Below are 18192 nucleotides of genomic sequence, written 5' to 3' on the forward strand. Positions count from 1 at the left end.
TACCCTGTATTACTTCTATTCATAGCCGAATTCGATAAGTGCATCAGCTACAACGAAGTTACTTCCTCCTATAAATATAAAATCACTTGGTGTAGCCCAATCTTTTGCTGCACGAATAGCTTCCTTCACCGTAGGGTATGAATAGCCTGTAAGTCCTTTTTTGACAGCTAATTCTTGCAAGCTTCGTTCGTTCATCGACCGAGGTACAGATGCTTTAGTAAAGTAATAAATAGCCTTTTTAGGGAGTAAGGATAATACGGAAGAAATATCCTTATCATTTACCATACCCAGAATAATATGTAAGGTATCGTAACGCTCATTCACAAGCTGTTCTGATATATATTTCATTCCGGCTTCATTATGCCCTGTATCACATACAATTTTGGGATTATAATCTTGTAATATTTGCCAGCGTCCCATCAGTCCGGTATATTCATTCACATAGGCAAAACTATTATATACAGCCTTCGATGGTATTACATAGCCCTGTTTTTGAAGTTCACGTATAGCACATAGTACTGTCGCCGTATTTTTTATCTGGGCATAACCCGAAAGTTCACCTTTGAGTTGCTGATAGTATTTTGTATCATACAACCACCCACTGGCAGTACGCAAGCTTGAGTGTATAAGTTTTTCATCTTCTGCAAAAACGATAGGTGCTCCTACCCTCTCTGCAGTATCTTCAAACACTCTGCGGACATCACCGTCTGCCTCTCCAATAATAACAGGAATATCCTTCTTGATTATACCTGCTTTTTCAGCCGCAATTTTCTCTAGTGTATTGCCCAGAAATTGCATATGATCGAAGCTAATATTGGTAATTATACTCAATACCGGTGTTATAATATTAGTACTATCCAGTCTTCCGCCCAGCCCAACTTCTATTATTGCAACATCAACATTAGTATCGGCAAAATACTGAAAAGCCATCATCATCGTGAGCTCAAAGAAGGAAGGCTGTATAGGCTCGTAAGCCTCTCTATGTTTTGTAACAAAATCCAAAACATATTGCTTCGATATCTTCTCTCCATTTACACGGATACGCTCTCTGAAGTCAACTAGATGAGGAGAAGTATATAGTCCAACCTTATATCCTGATTGTTGCAAAACTGCGGCTAATAAATGTGAGGTAGATCCTTTTCCGTTTGTTCCTGCAATATGAATTGTCTTATATCGGATATGAGGGTGTGAAAAATATTTATCAAGAGATAGACTGTTGTCCAATCCTTCTTTATAGGCTGTACCTCCTACTTTTTGATAAACAGGTAATTGATTATATAAATATTCTAGTGTTTCTTCGTAATTCATTATAAACTATTCTTTTATCTTTTTCTTTACTTGTTGCAATATAACGGGATATGACATAATTATGAATCCTCCAAATAACGTAACAAGCAAAAAAGATAATGTCAATACTCCTTTTTGATACGATTCTAATATCGTTATATTTTCATCCAAATAATTGCCTGAAAGCTTCTTCTACTTTTCGTACTTGTACGATCTCAATATTGACTGTTGAGGTAAATCCTTTCAGGTTATTTTGAGGAACAAGTATCTTAGAAAAGCCCAGCTTCTCTGCTTCCAATATTCTTTGTTCGATACGATTTACGGGACGTATTTCACCCGACAAACCCACTTCACCTGTCATACAAACATGCTTCTCGATGGAAATATCCAAGCTTGAAGACAGTACCGCACTGATTACAGACAAATCCATTGCGGGGTCATTTACTCTAAGCCCTCCTGCGATATTAAGAAATACATCTTTTTGTATCAGCTTAAAACCTGCTCTTTTCTCTAATACCGCAAGTAACATATTCATCCGTCGCAGATCAAAACCTGTAGCCGAACGTTGAGGAGTCCCATAAGCAGCAGTACTTACCAAAGCCTGAGTTTCGATAAGAAACGGACGTATTCCTTCTATAGCTGCGGCAATAGAAACACCGCTCAATCCTTCGTGATTCTGAGTTAATAGCAATTCCGAGGGATTACTAACTTCACGAAGCCCATTTTGCCTCATTTCGTAAATACCGAGTTCGGCAGTACTCCCAAAACGGTTTTTTATACTTCGCAAGATACGATACATATAATGCTGATCTCCTTCGAATTGCAGTACTGTATCTACAATATGCTCTAGTACTTTTGGTCCGGCAATACTGCCTTCTTTATTTATATGTCCGATAAGAACTACAGGGGTTCCTGTCTCTTTTGCAAACTTAAGGATTGAAGCCGAACATTCACGGACTTGCGATACGCTACCCGGAGACGATTCTACGGTTTCTGTGAAGATTGTCTGTATAGAGTCTATAATAACGAAGTCCGGTTTCAGATTTTGTATATGAACAAATATCTGTTCGAGATTTGTCTCACATACGATAAAACAGTTCTCACTATTGGAGTTTATACGATCGGCACGCAATTTCAATTGCCTGGCACTCTCTTCTCCCGAAACATATAGTGTTTTTATTTTTCTCAGTCCTAAGACTGTTTGTAAAACGAGTGTCGACTTTCCGATGCCCGGTTCACCACCAATCAGCACCAGCGAACCGGGAACCAGTCCTCCTCCAAGCACACGGTTCAATTCTCCATCGTGCAAGTCTATACGTGGTTCTTCTCCCGTTTCTACTTCCTTCAATAATAACGGCTTCGCCTTAGATGTTTCAAATAAGTTGGAGTTCCCTCTCGATGAGCTATCTTTACTAACAATCTCTTCGACATAGGTATTCCACTCTCCACATACAGGGCACTTCCCTAGCCATTTAGGAGAATCATTTCCACAGTTGTTACAAACATATACTGTTTTGGTTTTAGCCATTTTATGATTGAGTCTTTCTTCTTTACTTCATTACTTTTATCGACTTCGTAGACCTTCCCGAAACATCCACAGAGACAATATATACTCCCGGACGCCATCCATATAACGTTTCTTCAAATATAGAAGAATCAAAACCTGTGGTTTTAGTATACAATATTCGTCCGTTTAAGTCTGCAATACTTACTTTCTTTAATATATCTTTAGCATATATGCGCAAGACATCACCTTTAAAATATACGAGTAATTCTGGCTGTTGATCAGGATTTGGCTCATCAGTTCCAAGCGAACTCAACCCCTTCAATTTAGTAGCTCCTGTATTATTGGGATCCAAATATTTAGACATATGCTGATCTGCATCATAGTACTGATCCCAATGAAACCAAAATTTACCAAAAGAATCAGCTAACCCTTGATTTGAACAATTACTTTCTCCTCCTGATAATGTACCCACCACATAACCATTTTGATTAAAGAGAGGAGCTCCCGAAGAACCACCTTCTGTAGCGCCTTTATAATAAGTCACACTCCATTGAGTACCATCTGGCTCGTCTTCAGAGTCAGGATCCCATTTACTCGAAGTAAGAGGTTTATTAAATAGAGTTATTTTTTTAACATCTCCCAGAGGGTGATGAATTACCGCTCCACCTGTTACGCTTGCGCCATCATTCGTTCTATCCCAGCCATGGTAATATACATCCCATGTATCGGGAATTGGCTCGGACAATTTAAGCAAAGCACCGTCAGAACCATCATCAATTGAGTTTAGTACCAATGGTTTTGCTCCTTTATGATATTTATAGTTGGGCCTATTCTCTGTTTCACATTCGGGCGTCTCGTAATCAAAAAAGAATTCAGTGTTGGATATTATAGAGGATGATAAGTATTCGAAACAGTGATATGCTGTTAAAACATATGGTGTTTTATCTTCACTTGTGTTATTAATTAACGTACCCGAGCAAAGGTAAGTACTACCTCCTCTTTTGACACGCAATTGCAACACTCCTTTTTTCTGATTCTTCCAAAAGCCGCCTTCTGCACAATTTATATTTACCATACAAGAATTAGAGGCAGTATTAAAGCCACTGATCGGATCGCCTTGTTCATCAACATATTTATACCCTACATCGGATATATGCAATCGTGGAGTTCCTAGATTTTGTGGTGCTACATATTCAAGTACAACATTATCTCCTTTCAAATTCTCGAGAGAGTAAGCTCCACCTTGGGGGTTATCTTCATGTTTGTATACAATAGCATTTTTTACATTACTTTTTTCATATACATATAACTGAGACCCTTCCGGCAAATAAAAATCATCGAATCCTATATAAAACCCTTTGGCATCAGGAATATCGAAAGACAACTTCCATACATTTTCTTTTGTAGGCAATACCGACCATGTACCAACTGTGTCGGAAGCTATATCTAATGTATAAATTTTGGCCTCTTTGAGTGGAAGACCTCTTCTTTTTACATTGTTTTTTACTACTAATAATTTTGTATTTTCTTTTTCAACAATGAGAGTCAATTTCGATTTATCTTTATTGAAACTATATTGCTTTTCTTGGGCAGAGAGTGAAATAATACAGGATAACAAAGTAATACCTGCAAAAAAACGAATCAGACTTAAGTTCATAATAATTTTATTAATTTCCGAACATACTCATTTACATCTTCACGAGTGACCAACACCTCAGTTTCATATATAATTTTCGCTTTGGAATAAAAAGGCTCTCTCTTTTCTAGAGTATCTGTTACAAACCGAAGTAGTTCCTCTTCATTTTTATCCTTTATCAAAGGACGTTTATCTTTACAATCATTCAATCGCGAAGCCAGCACATCAGCCGATGCTTTCAAATAAATGGTTGTACCTACTTGATTCATATACTCTATATTATCAAAAAAGCAGGGTGTGCCTCCACCTGTAGATATCACTACATCTTCGAACTCACCTACTTCTTTCAGAATGCTCTTTTCAATATTACGAAATTCGCCTTCTCCAACATCTGCAAAAATCTGTCCTACTGTTTTTTGATAGCGAGCCTGTATGAAGTGGTCTAAATCAACGAATTCTAGATTAAGCTCTTTTGCAAGCTCTCTCCCTGCTGTTGTTTTTCCAGCACCCATATATCCTATCAGGAATATTCTTCTCATCTTAAACAATCAAATATACAAAAATATAAATAAAATAAATAAAGAGGCTTTTTTACAACACCGATTCTTTAGCAAATAAGTATTAATTGCACCTTAACTCCAACTTTTATGACATCCTATATATAATGGCACAAAAAGTGACAATTCGAAATATCTCACAACACAATATACTGCAAACAATTACATAGCAAAAGGTGACAAAGGTGACACTTTTTTATATAATTATTATTGTCACTTTTCTGCTATACATTTTGCAAGGAATAGGCGATATAATGAATTTAGATTTCAATCGTAACAGTACTTTATAATAGATATTTTAAACAGAAAAACATACTAACTCTTTACAAATCAAACGCTAATTGTTAATAACGATTTAAAACCTTACCTTTGCAGCGGAAAAGAAGAAATAATACTGAAATATGACAAAAATAACAACCGTACTGTTCGACTTTGATGGAGTAATAGCTAACACCGAACCTCAATATGATATATACATTGATGCTTTAGGTGAAAAATATAATCTAGGTATCGAAAATTTTGCCTTAAAAGTAAAAGGAACAACTAGTCCGGACATACTAAAAAAATATTTTAGCCACTTACCTAAAGAAGAAGTAAAAACCGTAGAGAGAGAATTAGGCGAATTCGAATTGCAAATGGACTTTCCTTTGGTAGACGGTGTGATGGAGTTTATTGAGTATCTGAAAAACAATAACTATAAAATAGGATTGGTAACCAGTTCGCAGGACTTCAAAATGAAACGTGCTTTGGATATATTAAATTTATCCAAAACATTCGATACCGAAGTTACAGCGGCACGCATAACCAAAGGTAAACCTAATCCGGCATGCTATCTATTAGCTGCGGAAGACCTGAATGTATCTCCCTCAGAATGTGTTGTATTCGAAGATTCTTTTCATGGAATACGAGCAGGCAAAGATGCCGGAATGCGTGTTGTAGGTGTTTCCACTACAATTCCCGAAAATGAACTTCAAGGCAAAGCTGATTTTATAATTTCAGATTTTTCAGATCTAAAACAAGTCATCGAATATATCAACTAAATATAGGACTACTGTTGAGCTATATTTTGAGAGCCTTTGTGCAGGAATAATCTGAAGTCGGATTCAAAATTTAAGGTAAATACATCTTTCCCCAACTCATTTTGTATCTCACCGATCGTCCAAAAACGTCCGTCGGCAAGTTCTTCGGTATTTAGTATAAAGTCACCATCGTATATAGCATAATAACAATAGCTTAATTCACGTTCCCGATCTGTCTCTATTATATATTTGGTTATATAGCGAGGTATAATATCCGATATATTTAACTCTTCGGAAGCCTCGCGCAATGCTGCCTTTTCGGGTGTCTCGTTTAAATCTATATGCCCCGCTACGGAAGAGTCCCACCTGTTGGGCTGTACATCTTTTGTAGCAGAACGTTTTTGTAAATACAATTCACCTTTAGTGTTAAAGATGTGGAGATGAATTACAGGATGTAACAACTTTGATCCATCATGACAAACACTACGTGATGCTTGTCCAACTACAATACCTTGTTCATCTACTAGAGGAAATATTTCTTCTTGCATTAAAGTCTTTTTTATTATTCCAACAAAGATAAAATTTACATGTAAGTATACGCTTAATTTCTTCTCATTTTTTCACGCAATTCTCGCCTAGAAGAGAGTTATATATAGTATTGTATGATTGCAAAAATTAGAACTGTATTTCTTATTTCGATATTACCTCTATTTTATTAACTTTGCAGCTTAAATATATTCATATAATAATGAGTGACCAACGATACAACCAGCGTGGCGTTTCAGCATCGAAAGAAGATGTACATAATGCTATAAAAAACATCGATAAAGGAATATTCCCTAAGGCTTTTTGTAAAATAATCCCCGATATATTAGGTGGCGATGCCGAATATTGTAATATCATGCATGCCGACGGAGCAGGAACAAAATCTTCGTTAGCCTATATGTATTGGAAAGAAACCGGAGACTTGTCGGTTTGGAAAGGTATTGCACAAGATGCATTGATAATGAATATAGACGACCTGCTGTGTGTAGGTGCTACTGATAATATTTTATTGTCGTCTACTATAGGGCGTAATAAAATGTTGATTCCGGGCGAAGTGATCTCTGCCATTATACAGGGAACAAATGATCTTTGTGAAGAATTATCGTCACTAGGAGTAAATATATATCCTACCGGTGGAGAGACTGCCGATGTAGGCGACCTCGTACGTACAATAATAGTAGACAGTACGGTTACCTGTCGCATGAAAAAATCGGATGTAATTTCTAACGATAATATACAGGATGGTGATGTGATTGTCGGCCTATCCTCATACGGACAAGCCACATACGAAAAAGAGTATAATGGCGGTATGGGTAGTAACGGATTAACATCTGCCCGCCATGATGTGTTTGCGAACTATTTGGCAACCAAGTACCCGGAAAGTTATGATTCGTCTATTCCTAGCAATTTGGTTTATTCAGGCAATATGAAGTTAACGGATATGATTGAAGGATTAGGAATTGATGCCGGTAAACTGGTTCTATCTCCGACTCGTACTTATGCTCCTGTTATAAAACAGATACTGGATAAATTACGCCCGGTAATACATGGTATGGTACACTGTTCGGGAGGAGCACAAACAAAGGTTCTCCACTTTGTAGATAAAGTAAAGATAACAAAGAACAACTTGTTCCCTGTGCCGCCTTTATTTAAACTGATACAGGAACAATCGGGAACCGACTGGAAAGAAATGTACAAAGTATTCAATATGGGGCATCGTATGGAAATATACTTACCTTCGGAATATGCCGAGGCTGTAATTGATATATCAAAATCTTTCGGCATCGATACTCAGATCGTGGGATACGTTGAGAAGTCGGACAAGACAGAGTTACTTATCGATAGTGAATTTGGTCGTTTTGAATATTAATTAGGAATAGTTACTGTATTTGATTATCAAATTTAACTTTAGTTAATTAAATTCTATTTGATTTGCTACTATATTTGTATCCAAACGAAAATATTAATATTCACTTAATAGCGTACAAAGTATGAAAAAAATGATCATGTCGGCAATTATGTGTTTAGCCTTAATTGCATCAACAAGTGTAATGGCTCAAGACAAAGCACCTAAAAAAGATTGTCCTAAATCTAAAACAGAATGTACTAAAGACGGAGAAAAGAAAGCATGCTGTAAAGACAAAGCTGCTGCCGACAAAAAAGCTTGTACAAAAGACGGAGAGAAAAAAGCTTGTTGCAAAGACAAAGCTGCTGCAGATAAGAAAAAGTAATTAAAACTTAAGGTAAAAATAAGAGCTATCATTGAATGATAGCTCTTTCTTTTTATATGTGACTTTCACAAAAATAGCTAAGATTTATATTTCGTTTCAAATATTGCTTTTAGTTCATCATCAGTCAAACTATCACCAACTTCATCAAAGGTCAAACGGAAGGTACAGCCCTGTTTCCACTCAGAACATCCGTAAGCAGTTTTCCCTTTCAATATTTTACCGACTTTGCACAACGGACAAGATAGAGGCTCGCTATTTTTAGATTCGGTTTTCTTCTCTTTCCTAGGCTTTGGTGTTCCTTTTTTCTCAGCACTTTTCTTCTCCTTCGCAGGTTTCTTTGTTGATTTAGCCTCTTCTTTTACGGCTTCTTGTATTGTAATAGTCGTTCCCCAATCATTTTTCACATTGGCTACAATCTCTATTAGCATTTGCTTGAGCTCGTCAATGAACTGACGAGGATCGTACTCGTTTCGTTCTATCTGACGTAACTTTTTCTCCCAGATCCCGGTTAGTTCGGCTGATTTGAGCAGCTCTTCTTTGATTGTACCAATAAGCTCAACCCCTGTTTGAGTAGCATACAGATTCTTTCGTTCCTTACGGATATAATTCCGTTTAAACAAAGTTTCTATTATTGCTGCCCGTGTAGAAGGACGACCTATACCATTTTCTTTTAGGGCATCACGTAACTCGTCATCATCAACAAGTTTTCCGGCCGTTTCCATCGCCCGCAATAAAGTTGCTTCGGTATAATATTTAGGTGGCTGAGTCCACTTTTCGTTCAAGGCAGGGATATGAGGCCCCGATTCTCCTTTTTCAAAAGCAGGCAGTATGTTATCATCGGCATCCTCTTCTTTTTCATCCTGATTTTCTGCTTGCTTTTCAAATACTACTCGCCAGCCGGGTTCCAGAATTTGTTTGCCCGTTACCTTAAATTCTATTTTATTTACTTCACCCAGAACGGTCGTAGTTGCTATTTTACAATTTGGATAAAAAGCTGAAATAAAACGCCTTGTTATAAGATCATAAACCTTTTGTTCGTTACCGGCTATCGCATTCGCCCTTACACCGGTAGGTATAATAGCATGGTGATCGGTAACTTTACTATTATCAAAAACCTTTTTTGATTTCGGAATCTTTGCTGCTGCCAATAAAGGCTTCACAAGTTCTTCATAGCCACTTATTCCACGGAGGATGGCTGGAATTTTAGGATAAATATCATCACTAAGGAATGTAGTATCGACACGAGGATATGTCACCAGTTTCTTTTCATACAACGACTGTATCGTCTTTAATGTATCTTCTGCGGAGAAGGCGTATTTCTTATTACATTCTACCTGTAGAGCAGTAAGGTCAAACAAGCGCGGTGGCGCCTCCTCCCCTTTCTTTACTGATACATCCGTTACCTCAAAATCAGCTTGTTTTATTTCTTCAAGAAACTTTTCACCTTCTTCTTTTACCAGAAACCGTCCTTTAGTTGCAGAGAATGTTGTTTCTCTATATACTGTTTTTAGCTCCCAATAAGGTTCAGGCTTAAAGTTCTCAATCTCCAGTTGACGGTTGACAATAAGTGCCAATGTAGGTGTTTGCACTCGTCCGATAGACAGTACAGATCTATTTTGTCCATACTTTACAGTATATAACCGGGTTGCATTCATACCTAACAGCCAATCGCCTATTGCTCTGGACAATCCGGCTTCATAAAGCTTATCGAAGACCTGCTCTTCTTTAAGATTATTAAACCCTTCGCGTATAGAATCTTCTGTTAATGATGATATCCATAAACGTTTTACAGGAACTTTGCATTGAGCTTTTTGCAATACCCAACGTTGAATTAGTTCTCCTTCCTGTCCGGCATCTCCACAGTTTATAACCTCATCTGCTTGAGAAATCAAGGTTTCAATAACTGAGAACTGCTTCTTAACACCATCATTATCAATAACCTTTATACCAAAACGAGGTGGAATCATTGGCAACACGAATAGAGACCATTTTTTCCACTCCTGGGTGTATTCGTGAGGCTCTTTGAGTGTACAAAAGTGTCCGAAGGTCCATGTTACCTGATAGCCATTGCCCTCAAAATAGCCGTCTTTACGAGCATTCGCGCCTAAAATACTTGCTATCTCTCTTGCAACACTTGGTTTTTCTGCAATACAAACCTTCATTTATTCTCAACTCCTTTTATAGATATTATAATATTTAATAGATCAGCTATACTCTGTAACAGAGATCACGCTCTAATAACTTTCATTCTCATTCGGAAAATCAGAAGTCTTCACATCTTTGATATAATTCTGAACGGCTTCAGTCATTACAGAATGTAAATCTGCATAACGGCGTAAGAATTTAGGAGAGAAATTTTTATTTATTCCAAGCATATCATGTACCACCAAAACTTGTCCGTCGGCATGAGGTCCCGCCCCTATACCTATGGTAGGAATTGATAGTTTTGACGTAACTTCTTTTGTCAGTTCGGCAGGAATTTTTTCTAATACGACACCAAAACAACCTACTTCCTGAAGTTTAAGAGCATCCTTTAGTAGTTTATCTGCTTCCGACTGATCTTTTGCTCTCACATTATAAGTCCCATATTTATTTATAGATTGTGGCATAAGCCCTAAGTGCCCCATTACTGGAATACCGGCATCGATTATCTTCTTGATATCCGAGATAACTTCTTCGCCACCTTCTACCTTAATAGCATCCGCTCCGGTTTCTTTCATCATGCGGATAGCATATTCCAGAGATTTTAATGGGTTACCTGACACTGTACCGAATGGCATATCAACGACAACCAATGATCGTTTAACTGCATTCATGACAGAACGCCCATGATAAATCATTTGCTCCAATGTCATCTGAAGAGTAGTAACATTACCAACCATTACATTAGAGGCGGAGTCACCAACCAAGATAACATCCATTCCTGCCTGATCGATAATAGATGCCATTGAAAAATCGTACGCTGTAAGCATTGAAATTTTTTCGCCACGCTGTTTCATTTCTATCAGGCGGCGAGTAGTGATCTTGCGGTTATCTTCTGTGTATGTGGACATAATCTCCTTTTTATGGTTAAAAATTATGGATTTAAAGACACAAAGATATGATTAAAGTATCAATTTAAGGGTTAATCTTACCGTGATATAATTTCTCTTTGTTAAAACAATGCAATTGCAGAATCATGTTAAGAGAGGAGAATATATGTTGCATTCTCTTCTATTTTATACACTTATATGCATATTGGTATCCCCCAATATTAAGCATAAAAAAGCCGAATGTTTTTCACATCCGGCCTTTTCTCATTTTGAAAATTTCTGTTATTATTAGTAAGTAGTGTTTTGAGGATCAAAATTTGTCCATCCTTGCAACCAGTTATCATTGCTAGAGTCACTGGCAAAAGCACCTGAATAGGTTACTTTTGTGAAGAATGAATCTGACAACGAAGCATTTGAGAAAGAAGCCAATCCAATTACAGGGCTACCTGAAACAGGACCGTAGTTCGGATTACTTGCTTTACTGTTTGGTTGTTTCAATTTCAGGTCTGAAATACTAGTCAAAACCTTATTATTGTTAGCTGTTAGTTTAAAGAATGTACTTGAGAATGATGCTTTTGTTTCGTCTGTTATAGATGTTCCATTGGTTGACAATTGGTCAGTCCATGTAGGCGATTGTTTGTTGATATCAGCACTAAGAACGTTCATTCCTGCAAAAACATTGTTCTGTAGTTTAAGAATGCCGTCTTCAGCCCATTTTTGAGTAGTTCCTTTCTGATTGTCTAATATTAAACCTACCGGATAGCCTGTTGCAACAGAGTTGAATAGATTCAAACGAGAGTTGCGACGAATTTGTATTGCAGCTTGGAATACACCTAGTCTCGATCCATTGTTCGGATTTAGTCCATTACCTGTAATGTATTGAGTTGTATTAGCAAAATCTGTAGCTTGTCCGATTGGCCCGATTAGAGTCACATTACTAAATACAGCTTTTGTATATGGTTCGTCCGTTGTACCATTCGCGTTGTTGTCTGATTCGAAACCATTAGATAAAGATTGGTCTGCTATTTGAGGGTTTCTAACACCTAAAAGGAATTGAAGATTACCTGAGTAACCATTATCTGTATCGAAATCATCGTCCCATCCGTGATATGCTACAAGGTATTTAGCATTTACAGTCCCGCCAAACCATTCGAAAGAGTCATCATTAGAATAAGATACTTGTACGTGGTCTATTTGTGTGCCACGACCTACAGATCCCATTGTCAAACCATTGATTTCTTGGTCTGTAGCAAAAGGAAATCCGGCATATTCAATTCTCACATAGCTGATTACACCAGAGTTGTCATTATCGTCATTTCCTCCATGTTTGGCATTTACTCCACCTTCTATTTGCATTCCATCTACGATATCGATATTATTTTTTGCTCTACCGCAAAGTATAATACCTCCCCAATCTCCCGGCTTACGGCTTCCTGCCGCCTGATTAGAAGTAAATACGATAGGTGCAGAAGCTGTTCCTTTGGCGATTAGCTTTCCGCCTCTCTTTGCTATAATTGCTGCTTTTGTATTTTTATCACCTTTGATAATAGTACCCGGCTCGATAGTCAGTGTAGCACCATCTTCGATATATACCCAACCTTTCAATACATAAGTACCTTTTGCAAGTGTATGGCTCTCTTTTATACTAAATTCCTGTTCACCATTACCTATTTCAGTACCATTGTTAAATAGGATCTGTTCTTTAGACGGATCTACAATTGGATCATCATTGCCATTATCAGAACAAGCTGATAGAATAGCGATAGATGCAACTAAAAATAATTTTCCAAATAAATTTAATGTCTTCATATTCATATTATTAAAATGTATTACTTTCTGATTTATAATTTGTTTTCTAAAAAGAGTATCTAGCTGTTAATGATATATTTTGTCCGGTCTTAAATTCTTTTGTTATTTGTTCCCTTTCCTGTGTATTGCCATCAGCATCTATGAACTTAGGAAATTGAGCATACTTGACTTTTGCGGCAAGTATATCTTTTACTGCTGCGTTTAGTTCAAAATGCTTCCCGAATTTTTTAGTTATAATAAAGTCTACCACACTCCTTGGCATCTCATACATATCAGGAATATCATTGTTCACAGAGCCACCCGAAGTAGTGGATACACGGCCAATACCAACTATCCGTTTCCCAATTATATTATAGAGCGCGGTTGCGTTAATGCCCAGCTTTTCGTTCTGATAGAATATACCAGTATTTACCAGATAAGGAGATTGACCTTGCATAGGACGGTCGTAGTTGGCACTGCTTCTTTCTTTAAACTTCACCTCGCTTTTTATCAGAGACCCGTTGAAGGTCAAAGAGAAGTTATTAAGCCCTATAAAGTCTAAACTTTTCTTTATATCTACTTCAATACCATAATTGTTTGCCTTATCTGCATTTTTGAAAGTATAGATATATGTTCCACCTCCATCGAGATAAGTCCATTCTATCGGATTCGTAAAGTTTTTGTAAAATAGAGCTACCGAGAAGATTTCTGAGTTGGAAGGATAAAACTCATACCTTAAGTCAAAATTATTGACATATGCAGGCTTTAAGTCAGGATTACCCGAAACAAAACTGAACAAATCGAAATCATAATATGACGAAGATGATATTTCTCTAAATTCCTGTCTGTTTGTAGATCGTCCATAAGCCAATCTTACCAAATGATCGCTAGACAAATTGTAAGAAGCATTCAATGAAGGAAATATATCTGTATAGTTATAATCTGATGTTTTTGATTTATCTCCTGATATTGTTGTATAGCTCTTCAAAGACATTTTGTTGTGCTCTAAGCGAACTCCGGTATAAATATTCAATTTATTCAGTGGAATATTGAAGCCGATATAGCTTGCAGCCTGTGTATTTGTTCCCGAATAATCATTTAATCGATCGGTATCATCATAAACATACAGCTTAGTTGCTCCATAGTTTTGGGGGATCAGCATCTGAGTATAAACATCTTTATATCCAAAGTCCTCATCCAGATTCTCAGGTATCCAGCGATACTTAAAATAGCGTGTATTGTAATTCCGATCTCTATACTCTCCATATACACCTCCTTTTATAGACGGTTTGAATCCATTCTCAAAAGAGAAATCATGCGTATAGTTGGCAGAAAAGGAATAATTATATTCATTTAGTTTGTTATAGTCACGTGTTATATCATTTTGATCGATTTGGTATTCCATATAGTGTGCATCACCCGGATAACCATTTTGCTCCCAGTTTATAATACGTCTGTCCGGCTGATTTCTATTGCTGTAAGAAAAGCCTAATACCCAATCTAATTTGTCTTTCTCGGTCAAGGTGTGTTTCCCTGCAAATTGGGCTGAATAAGCAAGACGACTGCTATAGATATATTCTGATTTTCGTTGCCCGTAGAAACCGCTTGTATTTTGATACCCTTCACGCTCAGTATATCTATTTTTACCTATTTGGTTCAATATATTTCGAAATTCAAAATGGTGCTTATCGTTCGGCATGTATATCAGATTAGCTAAAGCCCCTACCCTTGCATCATTGTTGTACTGATTATCTTTATATTTAAATGTAAAGTACGGTTTATCATTGTCCGAATCGTAGACCCCATATCGGGAGTTTTCCATATCTGTAAAAGTCTTACTTGTATTGCTATAATTCAGAGCAGCTATGAGTCCCCACATACTATTGTTCGCTCCGGCATATTTTCGGTTGATAACAAAACCTAAACGTTGATCGGGTAATGGTTTCTTGTTTTTTACAAGCCAATCGTTATTGAATCCGTTTTGGGTAAGATCTGTTACTTGCTGAGAGTTATTATTATCGATACGTCCCGATGAAAATGCACTCGAAAGATTTCTCATGCCGTTATCAAATCCAAGGAAGTCTGTTGCACTACCTTTACTATATTTAAAATCCTTAAATTGAGTTTGCGTATTTATACCCGCTCCGTAACTGACTTGTATAGAGTTTTCATTCGGAATTCCCTTTGTCTCTACTTTAATAAAACCTCCCGAAAAGTCAGCCGGTAGCTCCGGTTGTGGAGATTTTACAATCATAATATTTTCTATCTGTGTGCTTGGCAATATATCGAATGAGAAAGATCGGCTATCTGCTTCCGAGCTAGGTATAGCACTATTATTTACCCATACATTGTTATATCGTTGAGAAAGCCCTCTGGCAACAACAAACTTATCATCTATAATCGATATGCCCGGAATACGTCTTATCACCTCCGAGGCATCCCGATCCTGACTTTTTGCAATCTGCTGTGAAGATACTCCACTAACTACTGCATTCGACTTTCGTATAGAACTCAGTAAAGACACTTCGGAATTTATACGTCCTAATGCTACAACATATACTTCGCCTAATGTATGAGATGCTTCTATCATGGGAATATCTACTACAGTGGGCTCTCCTTTTTTGATCTCTACATCTGTAATTTCTAATGGTTGATATGAGATGTAAGAAGTTACGAGGGTATATTTCCCCGGACTAAGCTTCAATTCATATTTTCCATCTTCATCAGAAATAGCACCTATTGTTGTGTTCTTAACAGAAATGGTAACTCCCGGTAGAGATTCTTTTGTTTTTGCATCTATAATACTTCCGGTCAGAATGGTCTGGGCAGAAAGTGTAGTTATTGATAATAAAGCAAATACAAGCAACATTGATTTTAGTAAGTTGCGGTTCTTCTTTTTCACTGAATACTCAATTTTAAACATATATTTATTTGATATTTTACATTGCAAATCACCTACATTTTTGTTACAAGAGAACTACACCCTCAATAAGTTTAATGCAAGAAAACGTTTCGTTTTAGTTACGGTACACCAATATCTGGACTAGCCAACAGATCAAACCTAAATATGATGTATTTGTCGATAAAACAGACTTATTCATCGATTACCATTGTATAGCGAAATCCTCAGACATACTTTTGAGAAAAAAGAGAAATAAAATGAGGAAAATATTACTGATAACATCCCTTGCTATAGTATGCGGCAGTCTTGCTGCACAAGGCTCTATGGGTGGTATGGGAGGAGGAAGACCTCCCGGAGGAGGCAAAGGACGAGGAGAAGGTCATGCCCCTATGCATCAAGGTAATTCTCGAGACGAGAGCTTTTTTATTATGGGTATACCTGACATTCCGAACCTGACCCTTGAACAACGAGAGAAATTGAGTAAAACGATTTCGGACGAACGGAAGGATATCTTCAAATTGATGCAAGAGAAACAAGAGCTAAAAATGAAATCCGACAACCCGGGAATAGCGAATAGAGAAAGGCTAAAACTTACAGAGAAAATAAGCAATACAGACGAGAAGATTAAAAAGAAACAAGAGAAATACGACAAAAAGTACAAGTCTATACTTACAGCCGAACAATATCACATATTTGCAGAAAAGAAACAAAGCGTGGAGTTCCGTGAGCCACCCAAAAGGAGACTTGATGAAAATCGGGATCAACTTCCTTCAGGGATGCCTAACGAAGGTACAGCTCCAGAAGAATCACCAGACGGAATGTTTTGAAAACATTAAGATAAAATTTAAACATGAGCATTTATTTTACTAAAAGTTTGTTAGGTTTAGTAATGGCAGTAACCGGACTCTTCATTCCGGTTGCTGCTTTCTCTCAAAAAAAATGGACATTAAGAGAGTGCATAGACTATGCCAGACAAGAAAATATTCAAGTAAAGAAGTCCATTATCACTACAGAAAGTTACAATGTAGATATTTCGCAATCGAAGGCTGCATTGTTTCCGAGTTTAAGTGGAAGTGTTTCGCAGCGATACACAAATTCTCAGTCACCGGATGGAGCCGGGAATTATCATTATGAAGGATTGTTCAATGGGCAATATACATTAAATGCAAACTGGACAGTATACAATGGTGGAAAAAATAAGAACAATATTAAACTAGCTCAACTAAAAAAAGAAGCTCAAAACCTAAATACAGAAAACATCCGAAATCAGACTGAGATAGCTATTACACAGGCTTATTTACAAATTTTATATAGTAGAGAGTCCATAAAAAACAACGAAAATATTGTAGCATCGGATGAAGAGCAATTGAAACAGAGCAAAGAGTTTCTTGATGCAGGAAGTATTACACACAGTGAATATGCTCAGGTGGAAGCTCAATATAGCTCCGACAAGTACAATCTGGTACAAGCACAAAGTTCTTACGAAAGTTATAAGTTACAACTGAAACAATTGCTCGAATTAGATTATGATGAAGAGATAGACATTGTATTTCCTGAGATAAACGACGAAGATATACTATTATTTATCCCTTCAAAATACGAAGTCTATAGAAGAGCTCTGAATATAATGCCCGAAGTAGCAAATAGCAAATTAAATATACAGCTGGCTAATCTCAGTAAATCATCTGCAAAGGCAGGCTATCTACCTACTATTTCTGTTACAGGAAGTATAGGTACGGGTAATATATTTAATAATTCCCCCTCTTTTGCTACACAAATAGGACGAAATTTCAATCAGTCTATAGGGCTTACACTTAGTGTGCCTATTTTCGATAATAAACAAAACAAGTCAAACGTAAAAAGGGCTGAGCTCGACATACAGACAGCTCAACTAGAATTGATAGATACAGAAAAAACATTATTAAAGACGATAGAAACCTTATATCAGGATGCAGTATCGGGGCAAAGCAAGTATAGAGCAGCCAAGGATCAAGTAAAATCTTCGGAATTGAGTTATCAGCTTGTACTAGAGCAATATTCATTAGGAATACGCAATACTGTAGAACTCACTACCGAAAAAAATAATTATGCCAATGCTTTACAGTCTTTACTGCAAGCCAAATATACAGCATTGCTAAGTTTGAAATTACTAAATTTCTATCAAGGACAAGAATTAACGCTTTAATAA

General features: G+C 37.0%; 14 protein-coding genes. 5 read left to right on the forward strand and 9 right to left on the reverse strand.

What is annotated here, in order from left to right; genetic code table 11:
- Positions 1-15: 15 nt before the first annotated feature.
- The 4 genes from B3P17_RS04070 to B3P17_RS04085 form a co-directional block, all read right to left on the reverse strand.
- Positions 16-1308, reverse strand: a complete 1293-nt coding sequence (locus B3P17_RS04070; protein WP_252638813.1) for a bifunctional folylpolyglutamate synthase/dihydrofolate synthase — start codon at positions 1306-1308, stop codon at positions 16-18.
- A gap of 142 nt (positions 1309-1450) precedes the next feature.
- Complete coding sequence (radA, locus tag B3P17_RS04075; protein WP_252638811.1) at positions 1451-2815, reverse strand: DNA repair protein RadA; 1365 nt, start codon at positions 2813-2815, stop codon at positions 1451-1453.
- A gap of 22 nt (positions 2816-2837) precedes the next feature.
- Entirely contained in the window at positions 2838-4451 is a 1614-nt protein-coding gene (locus B3P17_RS04080; protein WP_291103632.1) for a trypsin-like serine protease, read from the reverse strand.
- Positions 4448-4969: a shikimate kinase gene (locus tag B3P17_RS04085; RefSeq protein ID WP_252638799.1), complete on the reverse strand. Its 522-nt coding sequence runs from the start codon at positions 4967-4969 to the stop codon at positions 4448-4450. The genes B3P17_RS04080 and B3P17_RS04085 overlap by 4 nt, the downstream gene beginning before the upstream one ends.
- 419 nt (positions 4970-5388) lie before the next feature.
- On the opposite strand from B3P17_RS04085, the gene B3P17_RS04090 reads away from it, so the two are divergent.
- Positions 5389-6027, forward strand: a complete 639-nt coding sequence (locus tag B3P17_RS04090; RefSeq protein ID WP_252638797.1) for an HAD family hydrolase — start codon at positions 5389-5391, stop codon at positions 6025-6027.
- 8 nt (positions 6028-6035) lie between these two features.
- Here the strand turns inward: B3P17_RS04090 and B3P17_RS04095 are convergent, their stop codons facing one another.
- Positions 6036-6554, reverse strand: a complete 519-nt coding sequence (locus B3P17_RS04095) for an NUDIX hydrolase (RefSeq protein ID WP_252638795.1) — start codon at positions 6552-6554, stop codon at positions 6036-6038.
- 200 nt (positions 6555-6754) lie between these two features.
- Here B3P17_RS04095 and B3P17_RS04100 point away from each other — a divergent pair, with 200 nt between their 5' ends.
- The gene (locus tag B3P17_RS04100; protein WP_252638794.1) at positions 6755-7921 is read left to right on the forward strand and encodes an AIR synthase related protein; all 1167 of its coding nucleotides are present in this window, start codon (positions 6755-6757) and stop codon (positions 7919-7921) included.
- A 121-nt stretch (positions 7922-8042) separates the two neighbouring features.
- On the forward strand, positions 8043-8282 hold the full coding sequence (locus tag B3P17_RS04105) for a hypothetical protein (protein WP_252638793.1): 240 nt from the start codon (positions 8043-8045) through the stop codon (positions 8280-8282).
- A 77-nt stretch (positions 8283-8359) separates the two neighbouring features.
- Here B3P17_RS04105 and B3P17_RS04110 read toward each other — a convergent pair whose 3' ends face one another.
- The 4 genes from B3P17_RS04110 to B3P17_RS04125 form a co-directional block, all read right to left on the reverse strand.
- The gene (locus B3P17_RS04110) at positions 8360-10444 is read right to left on the reverse strand and encodes a DNA topoisomerase 3 (RefSeq protein ID WP_252638791.1); all 2085 of its coding nucleotides are present in this window, start codon (positions 10442-10444) and stop codon (positions 8360-8362) included.
- 72 nt (positions 10445-10516) lie between these two features.
- Positions 10517-11335 carry a 3-methyl-2-oxobutanoate hydroxymethyltransferase gene (gene panB, locus B3P17_RS04115; protein ID WP_291103641.1) on the reverse strand — a complete coding sequence of 273 codons (819 nt, stop codon included), beginning with the start codon at positions 11333-11335 and terminating at the stop codon, positions 10517-10519.
- A 267-nt stretch (positions 11336-11602) separates the two neighbouring features.
- Complete coding sequence (locus B3P17_RS04120; protein WP_252638788.1) at positions 11603-13123, reverse strand: hypothetical protein; 1521 nt, start codon at positions 13121-13123, stop codon at positions 11603-11605.
- Between the two features lie 46 nt (positions 13124-13169).
- A complete protein-coding gene (locus tag B3P17_RS04125) occupies positions 13170-16025 on the reverse strand; it encodes a TonB-dependent receptor (RefSeq protein WP_252638787.1) in 2856 nt (951 codons plus the stop codon).
- Positions 16026-16261: 236 nt separating this feature from the next.
- On the opposite strand from B3P17_RS04125, the gene B3P17_RS04130 reads away from it, so the two are divergent.
- Together B3P17_RS04130 and B3P17_RS04135 are read left to right on the forward strand one after the other, a co-directional pair.
- Positions 16262-16831, forward strand: coding sequence for a hypothetical protein (locus B3P17_RS04130; RefSeq protein ID WP_252638785.1), 570 nt, complete (start codon positions 16262-16264; stop codon positions 16829-16831).
- Positions 16832-16854: 23 nt separating this feature from the next.
- Complete coding sequence (locus tag B3P17_RS04135; protein WP_252638783.1) at positions 16855-18189, forward strand: TolC family protein; 1335 nt, start codon at positions 16855-16857, stop codon at positions 18187-18189.
- Positions 18190-18192 lie beyond the last annotated feature (3 nt).

It is taken from the genome of Dysgonomonas sp. UBA7630 (assembly GCF_002483985.1).
GTDB lineage: Bacteria > Bacteroidota > Bacteroidia > Bacteroidales > Dysgonomonadaceae > Dysgonomonas.